This is a genomic window from Streptomyces monomycini (assembly GCF_022271435.1).
Taxonomy (GTDB): domain Bacteria; phylum Actinomycetota; class Actinomycetes; order Streptomycetales; family Streptomycetaceae; genus Streptomyces; species Streptomyces monomycini.
The window spans coordinates 56,954-75,430 of the sequence record NZ_JAFIQY010000042.1; the positions used below are offsets into that span (position 1 = coordinate 56,954).

Here is an 18,477-nt window from a genome sequence, read left to right on the forward strand (position 1 = left end):
CGGGACGGGTCCGCGCCGCCCCGGGCGGGTACGTCCCCGGGCGGGTACGTCCCCGGCCGGGCGTGCTCCGGCCGGACGCGCCTCAGACGGACACGCCTCAGACGGACACGCTCAGGCGGACGCGCCTCAGGCGGGCGCCCCGAGCCGTTCCCCCTCGTCCGCCGCCGCACGCAGCAGCAGGTCGGCCAGCTCGCCGGGGCAGGACAGCATGGGCCAGTGCCCGGTGTCGAGGTCGAAGAAGCCGTACCGGGGGTCGGTGAACGCGGCGAAGCGCGGGTCGCCGGAGTCCACCAGGGCACGGAGCGCCGCGGTGCTGGTGACGTTCTTGGTGCAGAAGATGCCGGTGGCGGGGAGCGCGGCCGTGGTGCCGGTCAGCCGGATCGGCTGGGTGAGGGTGGCCAGCGGCTGGGGCGCGGCGAAGCGGGCCAGCCGGTCCAGTCCTTCCGGGGAGATGCCGTCCAGGCTGCCCCAGATGTCGGTCTCCTCGAACACCGGGGGCGGCAGCCGCCAGCCGTCGCCGTGCTCCTGGGCGCGGCGCCGCAGCCGGTCCGGCACGGCCGGGTCGGGCAGCGCGTCCAGGACGGAGGCGCCGTCGGCGGGCAGGCCGGCGTCCACGTACACGAGGCGGGCCAGGCGGCCGGGCTCGCGGTCGGCGGCGCCGAGCGCGGGGTAGGCGCCGTAGCAGTGGGCGACGAGCACCGTCTCCCCCGCTTCGCCGGGCTCGCCCGCGCCGATGTGGTCGAGAGCCTGCGCCACGTCCTCGATGTGGGTGTTCAGGTCGGTGCCGGGGCCTGACAGGTGGCGGCGGTCCCCCATCCCGGTCAAGGTCACCGGATGCGCCCGGTGTCCCGCCGCGCGCAGGTGGTCCGCCACCTCCTGCCAGATCCACCCTCCGGTGTACCCACCCGACACCAGCACGAACGTCGTCATCTGTGCCACCTCCCGGCCCCGCCGTTCACGGACGGCGCCCCGGGGCGCGGTCCGCGCGGGCGGCCCGGTCCCGGCCGCCCGTCCCATCGTGACGGCGGCACGGGCCCCGCGGCGAGGTACGGCACGCGGATTCCGTCACTTCTGCGGGCGCGCGGGGCCTCTGTCTACCGCAGGCGCGCGGGCACCTTTACGTACTGCGGGCGCGCGGGAGTCCCTACGTACCGGGGGCGCACGGAAGTCCGCACGCACCGCGAGCGCGCGAGGGATCCCGCGCTCACGCGGGCGCACGGGAGCCCCGCGCCACCCGGCGCACGGTGTTCACGCCGCCCCCGCCCACAGCCCGTCCGCCGTCAGCCCCAGCAGCTCGATGGCGTTGCCGCGCACGATCCGTTCGACCGTCTCGGGCGCCAGGTGTCCCATCTGGGCCTCGCCGACCTCCCTGGAGCGCGGCCAGGTGGAGTCCGAGTGCGGGTAGTCGGTCTCGTAGAGGACGTTGCCGACGCCGATCGCGTCCAGGTTGCGCAGCCCGAAGGCGTCGTCGAAGAAGCAGCCGTACACATGGCCGGCGAAGAGTTCGGAGGGCGGCCGCAGGACCTTGTCGGCGACGCCGCCCCAGCCGCGGTTCTCCTCCCAGACCACGTCCGCGCGTTCCAGGATGTACGGGATCCACCCGATCTGCCCCTCCGCGTACATGATCTTCAGGCCGGGGAAGCGGTCGAACGCTCCGCTCATCAGCCAGTCGACCATCGAGAAGCAGCAGTTGGCGAAGGTGATCGTGGAGCCGACGGCGGGCGGCGCGTCGGCGGAGGTGGACGGCATCCTGCTGGAGGAGCCGATGTGCATGGCGATGACGGTCCCGGTCTCCTCGCAGGCGCGCAGAAAGGGGTCCCAGTCGCCGGTGTGAATACTGGGCAGGCCCAGATGTGGCGGGATTTCGCTGAAGCAGACCGCCCGTACGCCGCGCTCCGCGTTCCGGCGCACCTCCCGCGCGGCCAGTTCCGCGTCCCACAACGGGACGAGGCCGAGCGGTATGAGGCGTCCGCCCGCGGCCGGGCCGCACCACTCCTCCACCATCCAGTCGTTGTACGCGCGCACGCCCAGCAGCCCCAGTTCGCGGTCCTTGGCCTCGGTGAAGGTCTGGCCGCAGAACCGCGGGAACGTGGGGAAACACAGCGCCGACTGCACGTGGTTGACGTCCATGTCGGCCAGCCGCTCCGGGACGCTGAAGGAGCCGGGGCGCATCTGCTCGTAGGTGATGCCTTCGAGTCTGATGTCGTCGCGGGCGTAGCCGACGGCGGTGTCCAGGCGGGTCAGCGGGCGGTGCAGGTCCTCGTAGACCCACCAGTCGGCGAGCGGCCCTTCGTCCCCCGGGCGGCCCATCTTCGGCGCGAATCTGCCGCCGACGAAGGTCATTTCCTTCAGCGGTGCCCGGACGATTCGAGGGCCGATGTCGTGATATTTCGAGGGGAGGCGGTCCCGCCAGACGTGCGGCGGCTCCACCGTGTGGTCGTCCACCGAGATTATCTTCGGAAAACTCTCCATGTTTTTACCGTAGCGTCGAACTGACGGGCCGTCAGTCACGCAGTGACGGGAGGGAATGCATGCAGATGACACCGTTCCGCGCCCGGGCCGGGCGCCGCGCGGCCCCGCAGGCGGCTGAGCAGCGACGCTCGGGCACGCACCGGCGCGTGAGCCGCGCACGGGCAGCTGCACGCGCATCCGCACGGTCGCCGGCATCGGCGGCCGGCCCGGCCCGCCACCCGCCGCGCAGCCGAACACCAGCCCGATCACCTGGCGTGGAGAGACCGTGCCGAGACCGGACCCCTACTGACGTAAGGGGCTACGACAAGGCAGACTGGCCGATGCGAACGAAGTGCACAGGGCAGGGGGACACCATGGACGACGGTCCGGGGCAGGGCCAGGAGCGGCTCCGCTTCACCGTGCTCGGTCCCGTACGGGCCTGGCGCGGCGCGACGCCACTGGCGGCCGGCTCCCCGCAGCAGCGTGCGCTGCTGGCCGCCCTTCTCCTGCGGGGCGGGCGCACCGCCACCGCGTCCGAACTCGTCGACGCCCTCTGGGGCGAGGAACCGCCGCACGCCGCCCTCGCGGCGCTGCGCACGTACGCCTCACGCATCCGCAAAGCGCTCGGAGCGGACGCGGACACGCTGGTCAGCGAGTCCGGCGGCTACGCACTGCGGCCGGTCGGCAACCAGCCGCTCGACCTCGACATGGACCACGCCGAGCAGTACGCGGCCGACGCCGAGAAGGCCAGGGCCACCGGCGACCGCTGCCGCGCCCGGGACCTCCTGGACTCCGCGCTGGCCCTGTGGGACGGCGAGCCGCTGGCCAACCTCGCCGGGCCCTACGCGGAGAACCAGCGCACCCGCCTGGAGGAGTGGCGCCTGTCCCTCATGGAGACGCGCCTGGAGCTCGACCTGGAGCTGGGCTGCCACGGCGACGCCGTCTCGGAGCTGACCGCGCTGACCGCCGCGCACCCCTTGCGCGAGCGGCTGCGAGAACTCCTCATGCTGGCGCTGTACCGCAGCGGCCGGCAGGCCGAGGCACTCGCCGTATACGCCGACACGCGGCGTCTGCTCGCCGACGAGCTGGGGGTGGACCCCTGCGCGTCGCTCTCCGACCTCCAGCAGCGCATCCTGCGCGCGGACACGGAGCTGGACGCGCCCGCCGTGCCGCACGACGTCCAGGTCCCCGGCGAACCCGCGTTCGTCCGGCCGCAGCAACTTCCGGCCACCGTCGCCGACTTCACCGGCCGGGCCGCCTTCGTCACGGAGCTGAGCGAGCAGCTCGCCACCGCCGAGGGCCGGGTGATGGCCGTCTCGGCGCTCACCGGCATCGGCGGCGTCGGCAAGACCACCCTCGCCGTGCACGTCGCGCACGCCGCCCACGTGCACTTCCCGGACGGCCAGCTGTACGTGGACCTCCAAGGCGTCGGGCACTCCCCGTCCGACCCGGAAGCGGTGCTCGGCGCGTTCCTGCGCGCGCTGGGGACACCGGGCGCGGCCATCCCCGACGGTGTCCCGGAACGGGCCGCCCTCTACCGCTCGGCCCTCGCCGGACGCCGCCTGCTGGTGCTGCTCGACAACGCCCGCGACGCCGCCCAGGTCCGCCCGCTGCTGCCCGGTACGGACGGCTGCGCGGCGCTGATCACCAGCCGCGTCCGGATGATCGACCTGGCCGGCGCGCACCTGGTCGACCTGGACGTGATGAGCCCTGAGGAAGCGTTCACCCTCTTCGCGCTCATCGTGGGCGAGGAGCGCGTGAACGCCGAGCGCGAGGCCTCCATGGACGTGGTCGGCGCCTGCGGTTTCCTGCCGCTGGCCATCCGTATCGCCGCGTCCCGGCTGGCGGCCCGCCGCACCTGGACCGTCTCGATCCTGGCCCGCAAGCTGGCCGACGAGCGCCGCAGGCTGGACGAGCTGCGTGCCGGCGACCTCGCCGTGAACTCCACCTTCGAGCTCGGCTACAAGCAGCTGGAGCCCCGCCAGGCGCGGGCCTTCCGGCTCCTGGGCCTGGCCGACGGCCCCGACATCTCGCTCGCCGCCGCGGCCGCGCTCCTCGACATGGACATCGACGACGCCGAGGAACTCCTCGAATCGCTCGTCGACACCTCCCTGCTGGAGTCCGCCGCCCCCGGCCGCTACCGCTTCCACGACCTGGTGCACCTCTACGCCCGCTCCTGCGCGGAGCGCGACGAGCAGCCGTCCGAGGAGCGCGACGCGGCCCTGTCCCGGCTGCTGGACTTCTACCTGGCCACCGCCACCCACATGTACGCGCTGGAGCGCCCCGGTGACCGCCTGGCCGACCACACCGAGACCCCGCACCACCCCGGCCTGATCTTCACCGACCGCACCGAGGCGCTGAGCTGGCTCTTCAACGAGACCCGCTGCCTGATCGCGTGCGCGCTGCAGAACACCGGCGAGAAGGTGCTGCGGCGCGCCGTCGACCTGCTGCTCCTCTCCCGGGACATGGCCGAGTCGGGCGCCAACAGCCGCCAGTACGAGCAGGCCAGCCTCGCGCTGCAGGCCGCCGCCCGCCGGTCGGGCGACCAGCACGCGGAAGGCCGGGCCCACTGGGCGCTGGCCCCCATCTACACCCACTCCGGGCGGCTCAACGAGGCGGACGAGCACGCGAAGCTGGCCACCCTGCTGGGGCTCGCCGCCGAGGACTCCTTCGCCGCCTCCAACGGCCCCAACGACCGCGGGATCATCGCCAGCATCCAGCGCCGCCACGAGGCGGCCGAGGGCTACCTGAACCAGGCCCTGCTCGCCTTCCGCGAGGACGACAACAAGCAGTCCGAGGCCAGCGCGCTGTGCAACCTGTCGCGGCTGCACCTGGACACCGGGCGCATCGAGAGTGCCGTCCAGCTCGCCGAGCAGGGTGTCACCGCCTTCCGGGAGGTCGGCGCCTCCCGCCGCCTCGGCAACGGCATGTACGCACTGGGCATCGCGCTGACGCAGGCCGGCAGACTCGACGAGGCCACCCAGCAGCTGACCGAGGCGCTCGCCATCTTCCGGGACAGCCGGCAGCGGTTCTGGGAGGGCATGACCTACCTCCGGCTCGCCGAGGTCGACCTGGCGGCCGAGCGTCCGGCCAACGCGGCCAACTACGCCGAGCAGTCGCTCTCCGCCCTGCGGGGGCTGGACGGCGGCCGCTGGCGGGCCGAGGCGCTGACGACGCTGGGGCACGCCCTGAACCAGATCGGGCACACCGGCCGGGCCAAGGTCTGCTGGCAGGAAGTCGTGTCCATCCACGAGCAGCTGGGCCTGCCCGTGAACGGGGAAGTAGACCATCTCCCCACCCCTGTCGCGCTGGTGTAAAGGCCGCCCGGACCGAGGGCTTCAGGCGTTTATCGATCGTTCATCGCGAGGGGCCACTCTCTAATTACCGATCCGCCGCCTCGGGGGGCAAGCGGCTCGGTGACCAGGCCCCACCGCAAGGTGTCAGGCCGTGGTCCACCCGTCCGGCGACCCACGGGGGAGTTGCCGGCCGGGTGGGCCAACAGCGCCCACACAACGGAGTTGATCACCGTGAGCTCTCAGAATCAGGCTCGAAAGGACGACGACAGGGACATCGTCAAGCCGCTGGACAGCCACCGGCCCATTCAGCCGCAGGACAGCCACCGGCCCGTTCAGCCGCAGACCATCGACAGCCACCGGCCGATCCAGCCGCAGGACAGTCACCGGCCGATCGTGCCGCAGGACAGTCACCGGCCCATTCAGCCGGAACCCATGGACAGCCACCGGCCGATCAAGCCGGAGGACAGCCACCGTCCGATCCAGCCCATGGACAGCCACCGGCCGATCAAGCCGGAGGACAGCCACCGGCCGATCATCGACGGTCAGCTGGTCACCGAGGACGGCACCCAGCCCGTACCGGGCCGCGACGCCAATGTCGTCGTGATGGGTGAGGGCAGCGTGCCCGTGGCCGAGCCGAAGTAGCGCGGCGCCGTGCGGGCGGGTCACGGGGGATGTGACGGCCCGCCCGCACGGCGAGCAATTCCACACCAGACCCACTGCGGTTTCGGCAGTCCGGGGGATCGGGGGATCCGGGGGGACTGCCGAATCCGGGGATCGGGGGATCCGGGGGGATCCGGGGGATCGCGGGGGCCGGTTTCGATGGCACTCAGGGGGGAGCCATCGAAGCCGGTCCCCGCGGCATACCCGCAGTCATACGTCTTCTCCCCCGCTTCACGGCCGTTTCCGGCCGGGGGGATCGAACACAAGCCTCACCAGAAGCTAGCGTCACTCATATGGGATTCCCCCACGGAGGAGCTGTCATGAGTTGTATCAAGCGCACCCTTGTCACTCTTGCTTTCGCCACTGCCGTAACGGGCGCGGCGGCGGTTCCCGCCCTGGCCGACAACCACCGGCCGACGCCGGTCACCTCTTCCGTCACAGGCGACAACCACCGGCCGATATCCGCCGACCGTTCCGTCGCGCCCGACAACCACCGACCGGACGCGGACATCATGGCCCCGCTGGACAACCACCGCCCGTAACCCGTCGGCCCGTCACGGGCCGCGGTACGTACGGCCGACGGGGGCCGGACCGGGTGAGGCCGGCCCCTACGGCGTCCGCTCCAGCGCGGCTCCCGGGCTGCTGCCGAACTGCTCCGGGCCGCTCCCGAACTGCTCCCGGCCGCTCCTGGTCTAGACGACCGTCCCCATGTCCGCCGACAGCCACCGCCGCGGCCGCAGCCGGATGGTCACCGACGGGCCGAACGTGGGCAGTACGTTCTTCAGATACGCCGCCGCGGCCTCCGGAGCGAGGTAGCGCTCGGCCATCGCGCGCAGTTCCTCGTCCGTCGACGGCTCGGCCGAGACGACCTCGCCCTCGACCGTCACATAGCGGACCGTCGGCTCGACCCGGTCCACCATCAGGGAGAACCGGCCCGCCGCCGCGATCAGCCGGCTCTTGCGCGAGCCCTCCTCGGTGGTGATCCACAGGTCGCCGCCCGGCTCGTAGCCGTACCAGATGGGCACGGTCAGCGGAGCGCGGTCCGCCGCGCCCGACGCCACCGACAGGGCTCCGATGTGCGGCTCGGCCAGGAAGGCCTCGCGCTCTTGTGTACTCAACGGCATGGCCGTCTCCTCACGTGCTCGTGCGGACCAGGTCACCAGCCCCCAACGTCTGCACCCGCGCGGATGTTCCGCACCCTTCCCCCTAACTGACGTCTCGTCATATCACCGTACTTCTGTTACCGTCGCGCCCCCGCTCCCCGAGGAGGCGCCGTGTTCGAACCCGATCGTGTGCGTTCGCTCTGGGAGCTGATGCGGTACCGGGCGGAGCTGTCCCCGCGGCAGCCGATGTTCTTCGACGAGACCACCGGCGGCTCCGGGCAGGCCGTCACCTTCGGGGAGGTACGGGACCGGGCCCGGCGACTGGCGGCCGGGTTCCACGGGCTGGGGATCGGCGCCGGCACGCGCGTCCTGTGGCAGCTGCCCACCTGGCCCCTGACCGTCGCGGTGTCCCTCGCACTGGCCCGGCTCGGGTCCGTACAGATCCCCGTCCTGCATCTGCACCGGGAGCGCGAAGTCGGCTTCGCGCTGCGGCAGTCGGCCGCCGCGTACGCGATCGTCCCGGGCGAGTGGCGCGGCCACGACTACGCGGGTACGGCGCGCAAGGCCGCACCCGCCGGGGTACGCGTGCTCTCCGCGGCCGACGGGCTGCCGGAGGCCGCGCCGGGCTCCGGCGGCACGCTGCCGGACTTCGTACGGCCGGACAGCACACCGACGTGGATCTACTACACCTCCGGCACGACCGCCGAGCCCAAGGGCGTCCAGCACACCGACGGCTCGCTCCTCGCGGGCGGCATCGGGCTGGCCACCGCGCTGGGCATGACCCCGGCCGACACCGGCTCGATCGCCTTCCCGTACGCGCACATCGCCGGGCCCGACTACCTCGTCGCGATGCTGCTCAGCGGCTTCCCGGCCGTCGTGCTGGACACGTTCGAACCGGCGGCGGCGGTCGAGGCGTACCGGCGGCACGGGGTCACCATGGCCGGCGGCAGCACGGCCTTCTACCAGGCGTTCCTCGACGAGGCCCGCCGGCGCCGGGCGCATGCCGGGCCCGGACCGGCGGTCCGGCTCGTCCCCACGCTGCGGCTGCTGTCCGGCGGCGGGGCGCCGCTCCCGCCGGAGCTGTACCACGCGGCGGGCCGCGAGCTGGAGTGCGCGGTGGTGCACGGGTACGGGATGACGGAGTGCCCCATGATCACGATGGGCACGCCGTACGACAGCGACGAACAGCTCGCGCACACCGTGGGCAAGCCGGTGACCGGCGCCCGCGTCCGGATCGTCCGGTCCGACGGCAGCGCGGCGAGAACCGGCGAGCCGGGCGAGATCACCGTACGCGGGCCGATGGTCTGCCGCGGCTACACCGACCCGGCGCTGACGTCCGGGGCGTTCGACGCGGACGGCTGGTTCCATACCGGTGACCTGGGCTTGCTGCGGACGGACGGGCACCTCGTGATCACCGGGCGGCTCAAGGACATCATCATCAGGAAGGGCGAGAACATCTCCGCCCAGGAGATCGAGGAGCTGGTCCGCGCGCACCCGGCGGTGGGCGAGGCGGCGGTGATCGGTCTGCCGGACCGGGAGCGTGGTGAACGGGTGTGTGCGGTGGTGACGCTCGTGGGGGCGGGAGCGGGCGCGGGTTCGGCCCCGGGGGCGGGCGCGGGGGCGCTGACGCTCGGCGCGCTCACCGCTCATCTGCGCCGGGCGGGGCTGATGCCGCAGAAGCTGCCGGAGCAGCTGGAGATCCTGGACGCGCTGCCGCGGGGCGGCCCCTTGAACAAGGTGCTCAAGGGGGCGCTGCGGGAGCGGTTCGGGCAACGGTGAGGGCCGGGCGGACGGCTCGCCCGCGGCCGCTGCCCGGCCGTCCGGGGGTGTTCAGGTGAGGGGGCCGGGCTGCGGCGCGGGCTCCGGGGCCGCGTCCGGATCGGACGGCGGCGGGAGCGGGTCCGGGCCCATGGGGTCGCTCGGCCCGGGCGGGGGCGGGCTCGGGTCGCGTCCCGGCTGGGGGACGTGGCCGGGCTGAGGGTCGTGGCCCGGCTGGGGGCCGGGCGGGTCGGGCGGGTCGGTCACGGGGCCGCCGGGCTCCGGACCGTCGGGGTATGGAGTGCTCATACTGCACGCCTTCCACGCGAGGGCCGCTTCACAACCACCGGATCGCGACAGCAGCCGACCGCGCCGCGCCACACTGCGCCGCGCCGCGCCGAGTCCTGCGACGGAAGCGCGCAGCCCCCGGTCGGGGGGCCGGGGGCTGCGCCGGGGGTGGGACAGTGGTTTACGGGTGGTAACGCTCCTCCACCTTGGTGGCGATGCCCTTGTGGATCGTGGCGCGGACCTTGACCGTGTTCTTCTTGGCGGCCTCGTCGAGCTGGTCCGTGGTGCAGGTGGTGGTGCCGTAGCTGTCGTCCGTGATGGTGACCTGGCCGTCGGGGCCGCCGCAGATGGTCGTGGCGCCGAGGACCTTGGTGTCGGTGGCGACGAAGAACGCCTGCTCCGTACCCGACTCCGGGGTCACGGTGAGCTTGCCCGGGGCGAGGTACTTGAGGGTGCCGACCAGGGTGACGTCGGCACCCTTGCGCCCGGCGCCCGTACCGGTACCGGCGCCCGTACCCGTACCTGTTCCCTTGCCCGTGCCGGCCCCGGTGGAGCCCGTACCGCCCGACGTACCGCCGCCGCTGGAGCCTCCCGAAGCCTGCGCTCCCGAGGTCCCCGTGTCCGCGGCACCCGCATCGCCGCCGGCCGAGCCCGTACCGCCCGACGTGCCCGGGCCGCCGGACGTGCCGCCCTCGGAAGGGTCCACCGCCGCGCTCTTGGCCGGGCTCGGACCGCCGGAGGCGTCGTTGCACGCGGTGAGCGAGAACGCCGCGACGGCGACGATCGTGGCGGCGGCGAGCCGGCGGCCGCGGCGGAAGGCGGCGGTGGTGAGGCTGGGCATGCGGTTCCCCCAGGAACAGGTGCGTCGGGGTCGTCGGTACGTATGCAAAGGTGCCGGGGGCGGCTAACAGCCTGCTAACACCCCGGTAATCGACGGATGGCGTCCACGGCGTCCCCTGACCGGCCGGGGGCTTCCCGCTACGGAAGCGTCGGAACGGCGGGCGCCCCGCGCAACTCGCCCTTGACGACCTTCCCGCTCGCGTTGCGCGGCAGGGCCGCCACGAACGCGACCTCTCTGGGCACCTTGTAGTTGGCCATCTCCCGGCGCGCCCACGCGATCAGCTCCGCCGCGGTGAGCGTGGACTGCGGGCGGCGGACCGTGTACGCCCTGCCGACCTCGCCGAGCCGGGGGTCGGGGACGCCGACGACGGCGACCTCGGCGACATCCGGATGGCGGGCGAGCAGGCGCTCGATCTCGGCGGGGTAGGCGTTGAAGCCGCCGACGATGAACATGTCCTTCAGGCGGTCGGTGATGCGCAGATTGCCATCGGCGTCCAGGACTCCGACGTCGCCGGTGCGCAGCCACCCGTCCGGGGTCAGCGCGTCGGCGGTGGCCTGCGGGTCTTCGTGGTAACCGGTCATCACGTGATAGCCGCGGACCTGGACCTCACCGGCCGTCCCCGGCTCCGCCGCCACCCGGCCGTCGGCGTCGGCGATGCGTATCTCGGTGCCGGGTACGGCGCGCCCGGACGTGGCGGCGACGGTGGCGGGCGGGTCGTCGCGGCGGCACATCGTGGCGATGCCGGAGCTCTCGGAGAGACCGTAGGCGGTCAGTACGGTGCCGACGCCCAGCTCGGTGCGGAGCCGTTCGACCAGCTCCAGCGGTACGACGGCGGCGCCGGTGACGACCAGGCGCAGCGAATCGAGGTCGTACCGGGCCCGGTCGGGGTGGTCGAGGAGCTGCTGGTGGAGGGTGGGCGGGCCGGGCAGGACCGTGACGCGTTCGGCGGCGATGTTGGCCAGTGCGGTGGGGGCGCCGAAGACCGGCTGCGGGATCATCGTCGCGCCGCGCAGCAGGCAGGCGATGATGCCGGCCTTGTAGCCGAAGGTGTGGAAGAACGGGTTGACGATCAGGTAGCGGTCGCCGGGCGCGAGTCCGGCGAGTTCGCTCCAGACGCCGTACGCCCGCAGGGTCTGGGCGTGGGTGATGACGGCGCCCTTGGGAAGGCCGGTGGTGCCGGAGGTGAAGATGATGTCGGAGGGGTCCTGGGGGCGGACCGCGTCGGCCCGTGCGCGCACCGCGCCGGCCGGCACCGCCTCGCCCGCCGACAGGAACTCCTTCCAGGTGAGGAAGGAGTCCGGGGCGTCCCCCGAGAGGACGACGGCCCGCTCCAGGTCCGGCAGGCCGGGGAGCGGGCCGTGGCCGGTGCCCTCCCGGGCCGCGCGGCGCAGCGAGGCCACGTAGGACGTGCCGAGGAAGGTGCCGGTGACGAAGAGCAGACGGGCGCGGGTACGGCGCAGGACATGGGCCGTCTCGGCGCCCTTGAAGCGGGTGTTGACCGGCACCAGGACGGCGCCCGCCGTCACCGCGCCGAGCGCCGCGGTGATCCATTCGGTGGTGTTGGGGGCCCATACGGCCACCCGGTCCCCGGGCTCGACACCGGCGGCGACGCAGGCCGCGGCGGCCCGTTCGACCCGCTCCCCCAGCTGCGCGAAGGTCAGGCGGTGGCGGCCTTCGGCGACCGCCTCGGCCGGGCCGTACCGCTCGGCGGCGGCCCGCACCAGGCGGGGGACCGTGCCGTGCGCCAGGTCGGCGCGGGGATCGGTGGTGCCGGGCTGGTCCAGGTCACCGCGCATCGCACAACCTCCCGCGAGAGAGCCGGCCGGACGCCAGTAGCTGACTACCCGTCAGGTTAGCGGTAGCCTCCTCGGCTGTCAGCACGGACGGCCGACCACGGAGGTGCCGATGGGCGCGACCCTCAAGGACGCGGCGGTGATAGCCGGGACGGGCCAGACGGCGTTCGCCAAGCGGTTGCCCGAGTCCGAACGCGCGCTGGCGTGCCGGGCGATCGTCGCGGCCCTGGACGACGCGGGGATCGCGGCGGCCGAGGTGGACGCGTTCGCCTCGTACACCATGGAGGAGACCGACGAGGTGGAGGTCGCCAAGGCGATCGGCGCCGGTGACGTCACTTTCTTCGCCAAGGCCGGTTATGGCGGCGGGGGTTCGTGCGCGACCGTCGCGCACCTGGCGGCGGCCATCGCCACCGGTCAGGCGAGGGTGGGCGTCGCCTGGCGCTCGCGCAAGCGCGGTTCGGGGCCCCGCCCGTGGCGGAACACCGCTGTCCAACTGCCCACTCCGGCCCAATGGACCCGTCCTTTCGGTCTGCTGCGGCCCGCCGACGAGATCGGCGTCCTCGCCCGGCGCTACATGCACGAATACGGCGCGACCCGTGACCACTTCTTCAACGTCGCTCTCGCCTGCCGCAACCGGGCCAACCAGAACCCGGCCGCGATCATGTACGACCGGCCGCTGACCCGCGAGATGTACATGACCTCCCGCTGGATCAGCGAGCCGCTCTGCCTCTTCGACAACTGCCTGGAGACCGACGGCGCGCTGGCGTGTGTGGTCGTCGCCGCCGAACGCGCCCGCGACCTGCGGCACCGCCCCGTCTACGTCCACTCCGTCGCGCAGGGCCTGCCCGCCCAGCACCACGGCATGGTCAACTACTGGACCGACGACCCGCTCACCGGACCGGCCTGGACCGCCGCCCGGCAGCTGTGGAAGCAGGCCGACTTCGGCCCCGCGGATGTCGACGTGGCGCAGATCTACGACGCGTTCACTCCGCTGATCCCGCTCTCCCTGGAGGGTTACGGCTTCTGCGGGCGCGGCGAGGGCGCGGCCTTCACCGAGGGCGGCGCCCTGGAGATCGGCGGCCGGCTGCCCCTGAACACCGCGGGCGGCGGGCTGAGCGAGGCGTACGTGCACGGTTTCAACCTCATCACCGAAGGCGTCCGGCAACTGCGCGGCACCAGCACCGCCCAGGTCCCGGACGCCGCCACCTGCCTGGTCACGGCCGGTGAGGGGGTCCCCACATCGGCCCTGCTGCTGAGGAGTTGAGTGCTCATGTCCACCAGCATGAGGCCGACCACTGACAACGGCCCCCAACGTGCCCCGGACCAGGGCGAAGACCCCGCCGACGCCCTCCTGCTCCCCGTCCCCGACGACGACGGCGCCCCCTTCTGGGAGTACGCCGCCCGCCGCGAACTCCGCGTCCAGGCCTGCGCCGCCTGCGGCGAGCTGCGCTTCCCGCCCCGCCCGTGCTGCCCGCACTGCCGGTCCTTCGACCACCGCTGGCGGCGGATGTCCGGCCGGGGCCGCATCTGGTCGTACGTCGTACCGCACCCGCCGCTGCTGCCCGCCTACGCCGCGCAGGCCCCGTACACCGTCGTCGTGGTGGAACTGGCCGACGCCCCGCGCATCCGTCTGGCCGGCAACCTGGTGGCGGCCCCGGACGCCGCGCTGAACTCCGTCGATCCGGGCCGGGTCCGGATCGGCGCCGCGGTGAAGGTGGCGTTCCACGAGCAGGCGCCGGGTGTCACCGTGCCGCGCTGGCTGCTGGAGCGGCCGTGACGACGCCGGGCGGGCAGCCGTCCGCACACGGAGACACGACGCCGGGCGGGCGGCCATCCGTACACGCGCAGGCGACGCCCGACGGTCAGCCATCCGTACGCGCGGATCCGGCGTCGGACGCGCAGCCGTCCGTACGGGTGGAGACGGCGCCCGACGGCGTCGCCCTGGTGACCCTGGACCGGCCCGAGCGCCACAACGCCATCGACCTGGCGACGGCCGGCGCGCTCGCGGCCGTCTGGCGCCGGTTCCGTGCCGACGACGCCGTACGGGCCGTCGTCCTGACCGGCGCCGGACGTACGGCGTTCTGCACCGGTATCGACCGCTCGGCGGACGTCCCGCAGCCGTCCTCCCCGTTCTCGGCCGACGACCCGCTGCTCGGCGTCGGCCCGAAGGCGAACGACCTGTGGAAGCCGGTCGTCGCGGCCGTCGAGGGGATGGCCTGCGGCGGGGCGTTCTACCTGCTGGGCGAGTGCGAGTTCCTGGTCGCCTCCGAGGAGGCCACGTTCTTCGACCCGCACACGACGTATGGCATGGTCAGCGCGTACGAGTCGGTCTTCATGGCGCAGCGGATGCCGTACGGCGAGATCGCGCGGCTGTCCCTGATGGGCACGGCGGAGCGGCTCGGTGCCCGCCGCGCCTACGAGACGGGCCTGGTCTCGGAGCTGGCGCCGCCGGGCGGCGCGGTGGCCGCGGCGCGGCGGGCCGCCGCCGTGCTCGCCGCGCAGCCGACCGGTGCGGTGCAGGGCACCGTACGGGCCCTGTGGGCGTCGCGGGAGGCCGCGCGGGCGCAGGCCGTCGCGCACGCCCCGCAGCTCATCGCGCTGGGCAGCCTGCCGCCGGAGGAGCAGGCCGGGCTGTTCGCGGCCCGCTCCCGGGACTTCCGGATCCGCTGACGCCGGGGAGCGCCGGCCCGGAGGCCGTACACCGAAGACCTCACCGGTCCGCCGACGCCCCGGTCAGGCCCGCCGACGTCCCCGTCACAGCTCCGACTTGCGCGCCCTGCGGATCTCGCACTGGAACCACAGTTGCCGCGTCGAGGTGTTGGTGTAGCTGTACGAGGCCGTGTACGTCTCGGTCTGTCCCGGCCGGACGACGATGGTGCGCTGGTGCAGCCCGAACGCCGTGCCGTCGGCGGGCCGCGCCTTCATCCAGTTGACGGCCATCTCGTACGTGAAGGTCTTGGTCAGCGACGGGTTGGTCACCGAGACCGAGTATTCGAGGCGGCGGGTCGACTGGTCGTAGCGGCAGTTGTTGCCGCGCGCGTCCGAGCGGCCGTCCGGGTCGTACGTCTCCTCCGGCGTCGGCGACGGCGAGTAGGAGTACGTCGGCTCGTACGAGGGCGCGTCGTAGCCGGACGACGGCGAGGAGCTGTAGCCGGGAGGCGGCGGCGGTGGCGTCACCCGGCGGGCGTGGCCGCCGGGCAGCAGGGCACCGCAGCCGACCAGTCCGAGCGCGCCGGCGGCCGCCGTCGCGGCCGCGATGGCGGCCCGGACGGGCCGCCGTTCCCTGGTGGCCATCAGGACAGCGGGGTGCGCTGGACGTCGGTCACCGAGCAGCGGTACGTACCGGCGGTGGCGGCGTCGGACGGCACGTACTGGATCACGTCGGTGGAGTCGGTGCGCCCCGGCATCACGTAGGGGATGCTCGGGTGGCGGGTGCCGAGGTCCTTGCCGCCGGGCGCGGTGAACTTCACCGTCAGCAGGTACGTGTACTTGGTGGTGGACGAGCTGTTGGTGGCGCTGACCGTGGTCTTCACGCTGCCCGCGCCGTTGTACCGGCATCCGTTGATCTTGATGTCACGCATGGCGCTGCGGCTGCTGCCGGAGCCGCCGCTGGTGTAGCCGGAGGTGCTGCCGCTGGTGCTGCCGCCACCGGTCGTGCTGCCGCTCGTGGAACTGCCGCTGCTCGTACCGCCGTCGTAGCCGCCGGTGCCGGCCTCGTAACCGCCGCTCGTGCTGCTGCCACTGGTGCTGCTGCCGCCCGTGCTGCTGGCACCGCCGTCGCTCCCACTGCTGTGGCTGCTTCCGCAGCCGCCGCCGTGCGAGTGACGTGCGCCGGTCAGCGCGACCAGGACCACCCCGGCCGCCGCGACCGCGCGGACATGACGGAATTTCATGTTGTTGTGCCCCCGTTGACCCCGTTGAAAGAGCCGCGACGTGTCCGCGCGGCCCCGCTCGTCCTTATCTTTTCTTGACGAGTGCACGGCAGACTAGCAACCTCTTTGCATTACCCAAAATCTCTTCCTGACCAGGTAAAACGCGCAGGTCTGGCGCGCGCGTGCAGTCGGGCGTAGCGTCGATTACAGAGGGAAACGGGACGAATCAGCGACCTGAGAGGCGACGCCTGTGGTGCGCAACGTACTCGGATCCGTACTGGCCCTCGCCGGAGCGGCGGCCGCCGTCTGGAGCCCCTTCCGTGCCTGGTACGACGGCCGTCACGGACGCGAGATCCGTATCGAGGACCTGTTCCGCGGCATCACCGGGGAGCAGGCCGAGCTGTTCGGCTCGGTGTTCCTGCCGATGGCCTTCGCCGCGCTGGTGACCCTGATCGGTGTTCTGCTGCGCTCCCGCCTGCTCGTCGCGGTGGCGGGACTCGTCGTGCTCGGCTTCACCGTCCTGTGGATGGTCCGCCAGGGGCAGGAGGCGGGCAGCCTCACCGTCGGCGAGAACGCTGACCAGGGCTTGGGCCTCGGAGTGGCGTACGCGCTCGGAGGGGGCGCGCTGCTGTGGCTGGGCGCCCTGGTGATGAGCGGGCGCCGGGGCGTGCGCTCCCGGCGCCGGGACGCCGGTTTCGAAGAGCAGCGGGACAACCGGTACGGCGAACCGGCGCCCTACGGGGCGCCCGGACCCGAGTGGGAGCCCGGCCCCGTCCGGGGCGGTGACACCCCGCCGCAGGGCACACCCGCGTACGGCGCTCCCCCGCCTTCGACGCCGCACCATCAGCCGCCCGTACGGTGGCCGGGCGCCGGGCACCCGCCGCCCGAGTCGGCCTCGCCGGAACCGGACGACCAGCCCACCCGGGCGGTCCGCGCGCCGCCGGCCTCGGACGACCCGGGACAGCCGCCGCCCCGGCCCGACGACGAGACGCGGCCCATCAGGACGACACCGCCCCCGGAACGGCCGGAGCAGGAACGGCCGGAGCAGGAACGGGCAGCGCAGGAACGGGCAGCGCAGGAACGGCCCGAACAGGAACGGCCCGAGCAGCCTCCCCGAGACAAGGACCGGTAGCCGCCCGGCCGCCCGTCACGACCGCCGCGTCAGCCCCGTCCCCTTCGCCGCGTCCAGCGCGTACACGCACCGGTCCTTGCTGCACGCGTAGACGACGCCCCCGGAGGCCACCGGCGTGCCGGTGATCTCGCCGCCGGTGGCGAGCTTCCAGCGCAGCTGCCCGCCCGTCGCGTCGAGGGTGTACAGGCAGTGGTCGGCGGAGCCGAAGTGCACCCGGCCGTCCGCCACGACGGGCGCGCCGATCACCTCGCCGCCCGCCTGGAACCGCCAGCGGGGCGTGCCCGTGACGGCGTCGAGCGTGTAGAGCGCCTTGCCGCTGCCGAGGTGCACGGCGCCGTCCGCGACCAGGACCGGCTCGGTGGACTGCCGGGCCTCGGTCGCGATGCGCCAGCGGTCCCGGCCGTCGGCCGCATCCAGGGCGTAGACCGTGCCGAGGTAGTCGGCCAGGTAGAGGCCGCCGCCGGTGACCGCGGGCCCCGGCGCGAACGCGGGGCGGCTGAGGAACGCGGCGGGCGCCTCGAAGTGCCAGCGCACCTCGCCGCGCGCCAGGTCGATCGCCAGCACCCTGGTCCCCGCGGTGACGTACACGGCACCGTCCGGCGCGGGCAGCAGCCGCACCGGGACGCCGCCGCAGGAGGCCGCGTCGCCGACCGGGTACGACCAGCGCTCGGCGCCCGTACGGGCCTCCAGGGCCTTCAGCCGCCCGTCGGCCCAGACGAGGACCGTGCCCTCGTGCAGGACCGGCCCCAGGTCGGCGGTCTCGAAGTCGGTCTGCGCGCCGCCGGTCTCCCAGAGCCGTTCGCCGGTGGCGGCTTCCCAGGCCTGCACGCCGCCGCCGCGGGTGCCGGTGACGACGGTGCCCCGGCCGGCCTGGAGGGCGTAGATCCAGCCGTCGCTGCCCAGGCGCCAGCGCTCGGTGCCGTCGGCCGCGTCGAGCGCGTACAGGCTCGGCCCGTCGGAGGCGTGGATACGGCCGTCCGCGACGGACATGCTCCAGGCCACGTCGCGGGTCTTGAACTGGCGGCGGCCGCTGGCCACATCGAGGGCGTGCACCTCGAAGGAGGTGACGTACAGCAGGTCGCCGGCGACCGTGGGCGTGCCCCACACGTCGTTGGACATGCGAAAACGCCAGGGGCGCCAGCGGGCGGGCGCGGCGCCGTCGCCGCCCGTGACAGGCGTGCCGGAGCCGGGCCCCGCCCCGCCGCCCTGCTGCGGCAGGGGCGGGGCCGGGTCGCCTTCGTGGGGTCCGTGGCCGGGGCCGCCCGGCGCGCCCGCGGGCGGCC

The 18,477-nt window shown here is 73.6% G+C and carries 17 protein-coding genes; 8 read left to right on the forward strand and 9 right to left on the reverse strand.

Annotated elements, in window-relative coordinates; genetic code table 11:
* Positions 1 to 126 precede the first annotated feature (126 nt).
* Both JXZ78_RS32975 and JXZ78_RS32980 read right to left on the reverse strand, forming a co-directional pair.
* The gene (locus tag JXZ78_RS32975; protein ID WP_030021914.1) at positions 127 to 930 is read right to left on the reverse strand and encodes an alpha/beta fold hydrolase; all 804 of its coding nucleotides are present in this window, start codon (positions 928 to 930) and stop codon (positions 127 to 129) included.
* A gap of 318 nt (positions 931 to 1,248) precedes the next feature.
* Complete coding sequence (locus JXZ78_RS32980; RefSeq protein ID WP_030021915.1) at positions 1,249 to 2,472, reverse strand: amidohydrolase family protein; 1,224 nt, start codon at positions 2,470 to 2,472, stop codon at positions 1,249 to 1,251.
* Between the two features lie 353 nt (positions 2,473 to 2,825).
* Between JXZ78_RS32980 and afsR the strand changes: the two genes are divergently transcribed.
* From afsR to JXZ78_RS32995, 3 genes are all read left to right on the forward strand, one after another.
* Positions 2,826 to 5,768, forward strand: coding sequence for an SARP-family global regulator AfsR (afsR, locus tag JXZ78_RS32985; protein WP_050502719.1), 2,943 nt, complete (start codon positions 2,826 to 2,828; stop codon positions 5,766 to 5,768).
* Positions 5,769 to 5,978: 210 nt separating this feature from the next.
* Positions 5,979 to 6,389, forward strand: coding sequence for a hypothetical protein (locus tag JXZ78_RS32990; protein WP_030021917.1), 411 nt, complete (start codon positions 5,979 to 5,981; stop codon positions 6,387 to 6,389).
* A gap of 338 nt (positions 6,390 to 6,727) precedes the next feature.
* Positions 6,728 to 6,949, forward strand: coding sequence for a hypothetical protein (locus JXZ78_RS32995; RefSeq protein WP_030021918.1), 222 nt, complete (start codon positions 6,728 to 6,730; stop codon positions 6,947 to 6,949).
* Between the two features lie 150 nt (positions 6,950 to 7,099).
* Here JXZ78_RS32995 and JXZ78_RS33000 read toward each other — a convergent pair whose 3' ends face one another.
* A complete protein-coding gene (locus JXZ78_RS33000) occupies positions 7,100 to 7,531 on the reverse strand; it encodes a pyridoxamine 5'-phosphate oxidase family protein (protein WP_030021919.1) in 432 nt (143 codons plus the stop codon).
* 150 nt (positions 7,532 to 7,681) lie between these two features.
* On the opposite strand from JXZ78_RS33000, the gene JXZ78_RS33005 reads away from it, so the two are divergent.
* On the forward strand, positions 7,682 to 9,289 hold the full coding sequence (locus JXZ78_RS33005) for a class I adenylate-forming enzyme family protein (RefSeq protein ID WP_030021920.1): 1,608 nt from the start codon (positions 7,682 to 7,684) through the stop codon (positions 9,287 to 9,289).
* A gap of 51 nt (positions 9,290 to 9,340) precedes the next feature.
* Here JXZ78_RS33005 and JXZ78_RS33010 read toward each other — a convergent pair whose 3' ends face one another.
* The 3 genes from JXZ78_RS33010 to JXZ78_RS33020 all read right to left on the reverse strand — a co-directional run bounded on the left by JXZ78_RS33010 (position 9,341) and on the right by JXZ78_RS33020 (position 12,193).
* Complete coding sequence (locus JXZ78_RS33010) at positions 9,341 to 9,577, reverse strand: cell wall protein (protein WP_157851658.1); 237 nt, start codon at positions 9,575 to 9,577, stop codon at positions 9,341 to 9,343.
* Positions 9,578 to 9,737: 160 nt separating this feature from the next.
* On the reverse strand, positions 9,738 to 10,397 hold the full coding sequence (locus JXZ78_RS33015) for a hypothetical protein (RefSeq protein WP_030021921.1): 660 nt from the start codon (positions 10,395 to 10,397) through the stop codon (positions 9,738 to 9,740).
* 137 nt (positions 10,398 to 10,534) lie between these two features.
* Positions 10,535 to 12,193: a FadD3 family acyl-CoA ligase gene (locus tag JXZ78_RS33020; protein ID WP_033038596.1), complete on the reverse strand. Its 1,659-nt coding sequence runs from the start codon at positions 12,191 to 12,193 to the stop codon at positions 10,535 to 10,537.
* 109 nt (positions 12,194 to 12,302) lie between these two features.
* On the opposite strand from JXZ78_RS33020, the gene JXZ78_RS33025 reads away from it, so the two are divergent.
* From JXZ78_RS33025 to JXZ78_RS33035, 3 genes are all read left to right on the forward strand, one after another.
* Positions 12,303 to 13,454 (forward strand): lipid-transfer protein, encoded by a 1,152-nt coding sequence (locus JXZ78_RS33025; RefSeq protein ID WP_030021923.1) that lies wholly within the window; start codon positions 12,303 to 12,305, stop codon positions 13,452 to 13,454.
* Positions 13,455 to 13,460: 6 nt separating this feature from the next.
* Positions 13,461 to 13,967, forward strand: coding sequence for a Zn-ribbon domain-containing OB-fold protein (locus tag JXZ78_RS33030; protein ID WP_030021924.1), 507 nt, complete (start codon positions 13,461 to 13,463; stop codon positions 13,965 to 13,967).
* A 137-nt stretch (positions 13,968 to 14,104) separates the two neighbouring features.
* On the forward strand, positions 14,105 to 14,860 hold the full coding sequence (locus tag JXZ78_RS33035) for an enoyl-CoA hydratase/isomerase family protein (RefSeq protein WP_030021925.1): 756 nt from the start codon (positions 14,105 to 14,107) through the stop codon (positions 14,858 to 14,860).
* A gap of 84 nt (positions 14,861 to 14,944) precedes the next feature.
* Here the strand turns inward: JXZ78_RS33035 and JXZ78_RS33040 are convergent, their stop codons facing one another.
* Together JXZ78_RS33040 and JXZ78_RS33045 are read right to left on the reverse strand one after the other, a co-directional pair.
* Positions 14,945 to 15,484: a hypothetical protein gene (locus tag JXZ78_RS33040; protein WP_050502720.1), complete on the reverse strand. Its 540-nt coding sequence runs from the start codon at positions 15,482 to 15,484 to the stop codon at positions 14,945 to 14,947.
* Positions 15,484 to 16,083, reverse strand: a complete 600-nt coding sequence (locus tag JXZ78_RS33045) for a hypothetical protein (RefSeq protein ID WP_157851659.1) — start codon at positions 16,081 to 16,083, stop codon at positions 15,484 to 15,486. Before JXZ78_RS33045 ends, JXZ78_RS33040 begins: the two co-directional genes overlap by 1 nt.
* 232 nt (positions 16,084 to 16,315) lie before the next feature.
* Here JXZ78_RS33045 and JXZ78_RS41185 point away from each other — a divergent pair, with 232 nt between their 5' ends.
* Entirely contained in the window at positions 16,316 to 17,194 is an 879-nt protein-coding gene (locus tag JXZ78_RS41185) for a hypothetical protein (RefSeq protein ID WP_372498463.1), read from the forward strand.
* A gap of 15 nt (positions 17,195 to 17,209) precedes the next feature.
* On the opposite strand, the gene JXZ78_RS33055 is transcribed toward JXZ78_RS41185, so the two are convergent.
* The coding region (locus JXZ78_RS33055) for an outer membrane protein assembly factor BamB family protein (RefSeq protein WP_238783531.1) at positions 17,210 to 18,477 on the reverse strand (1,268 nt) is incomplete at its 5' end.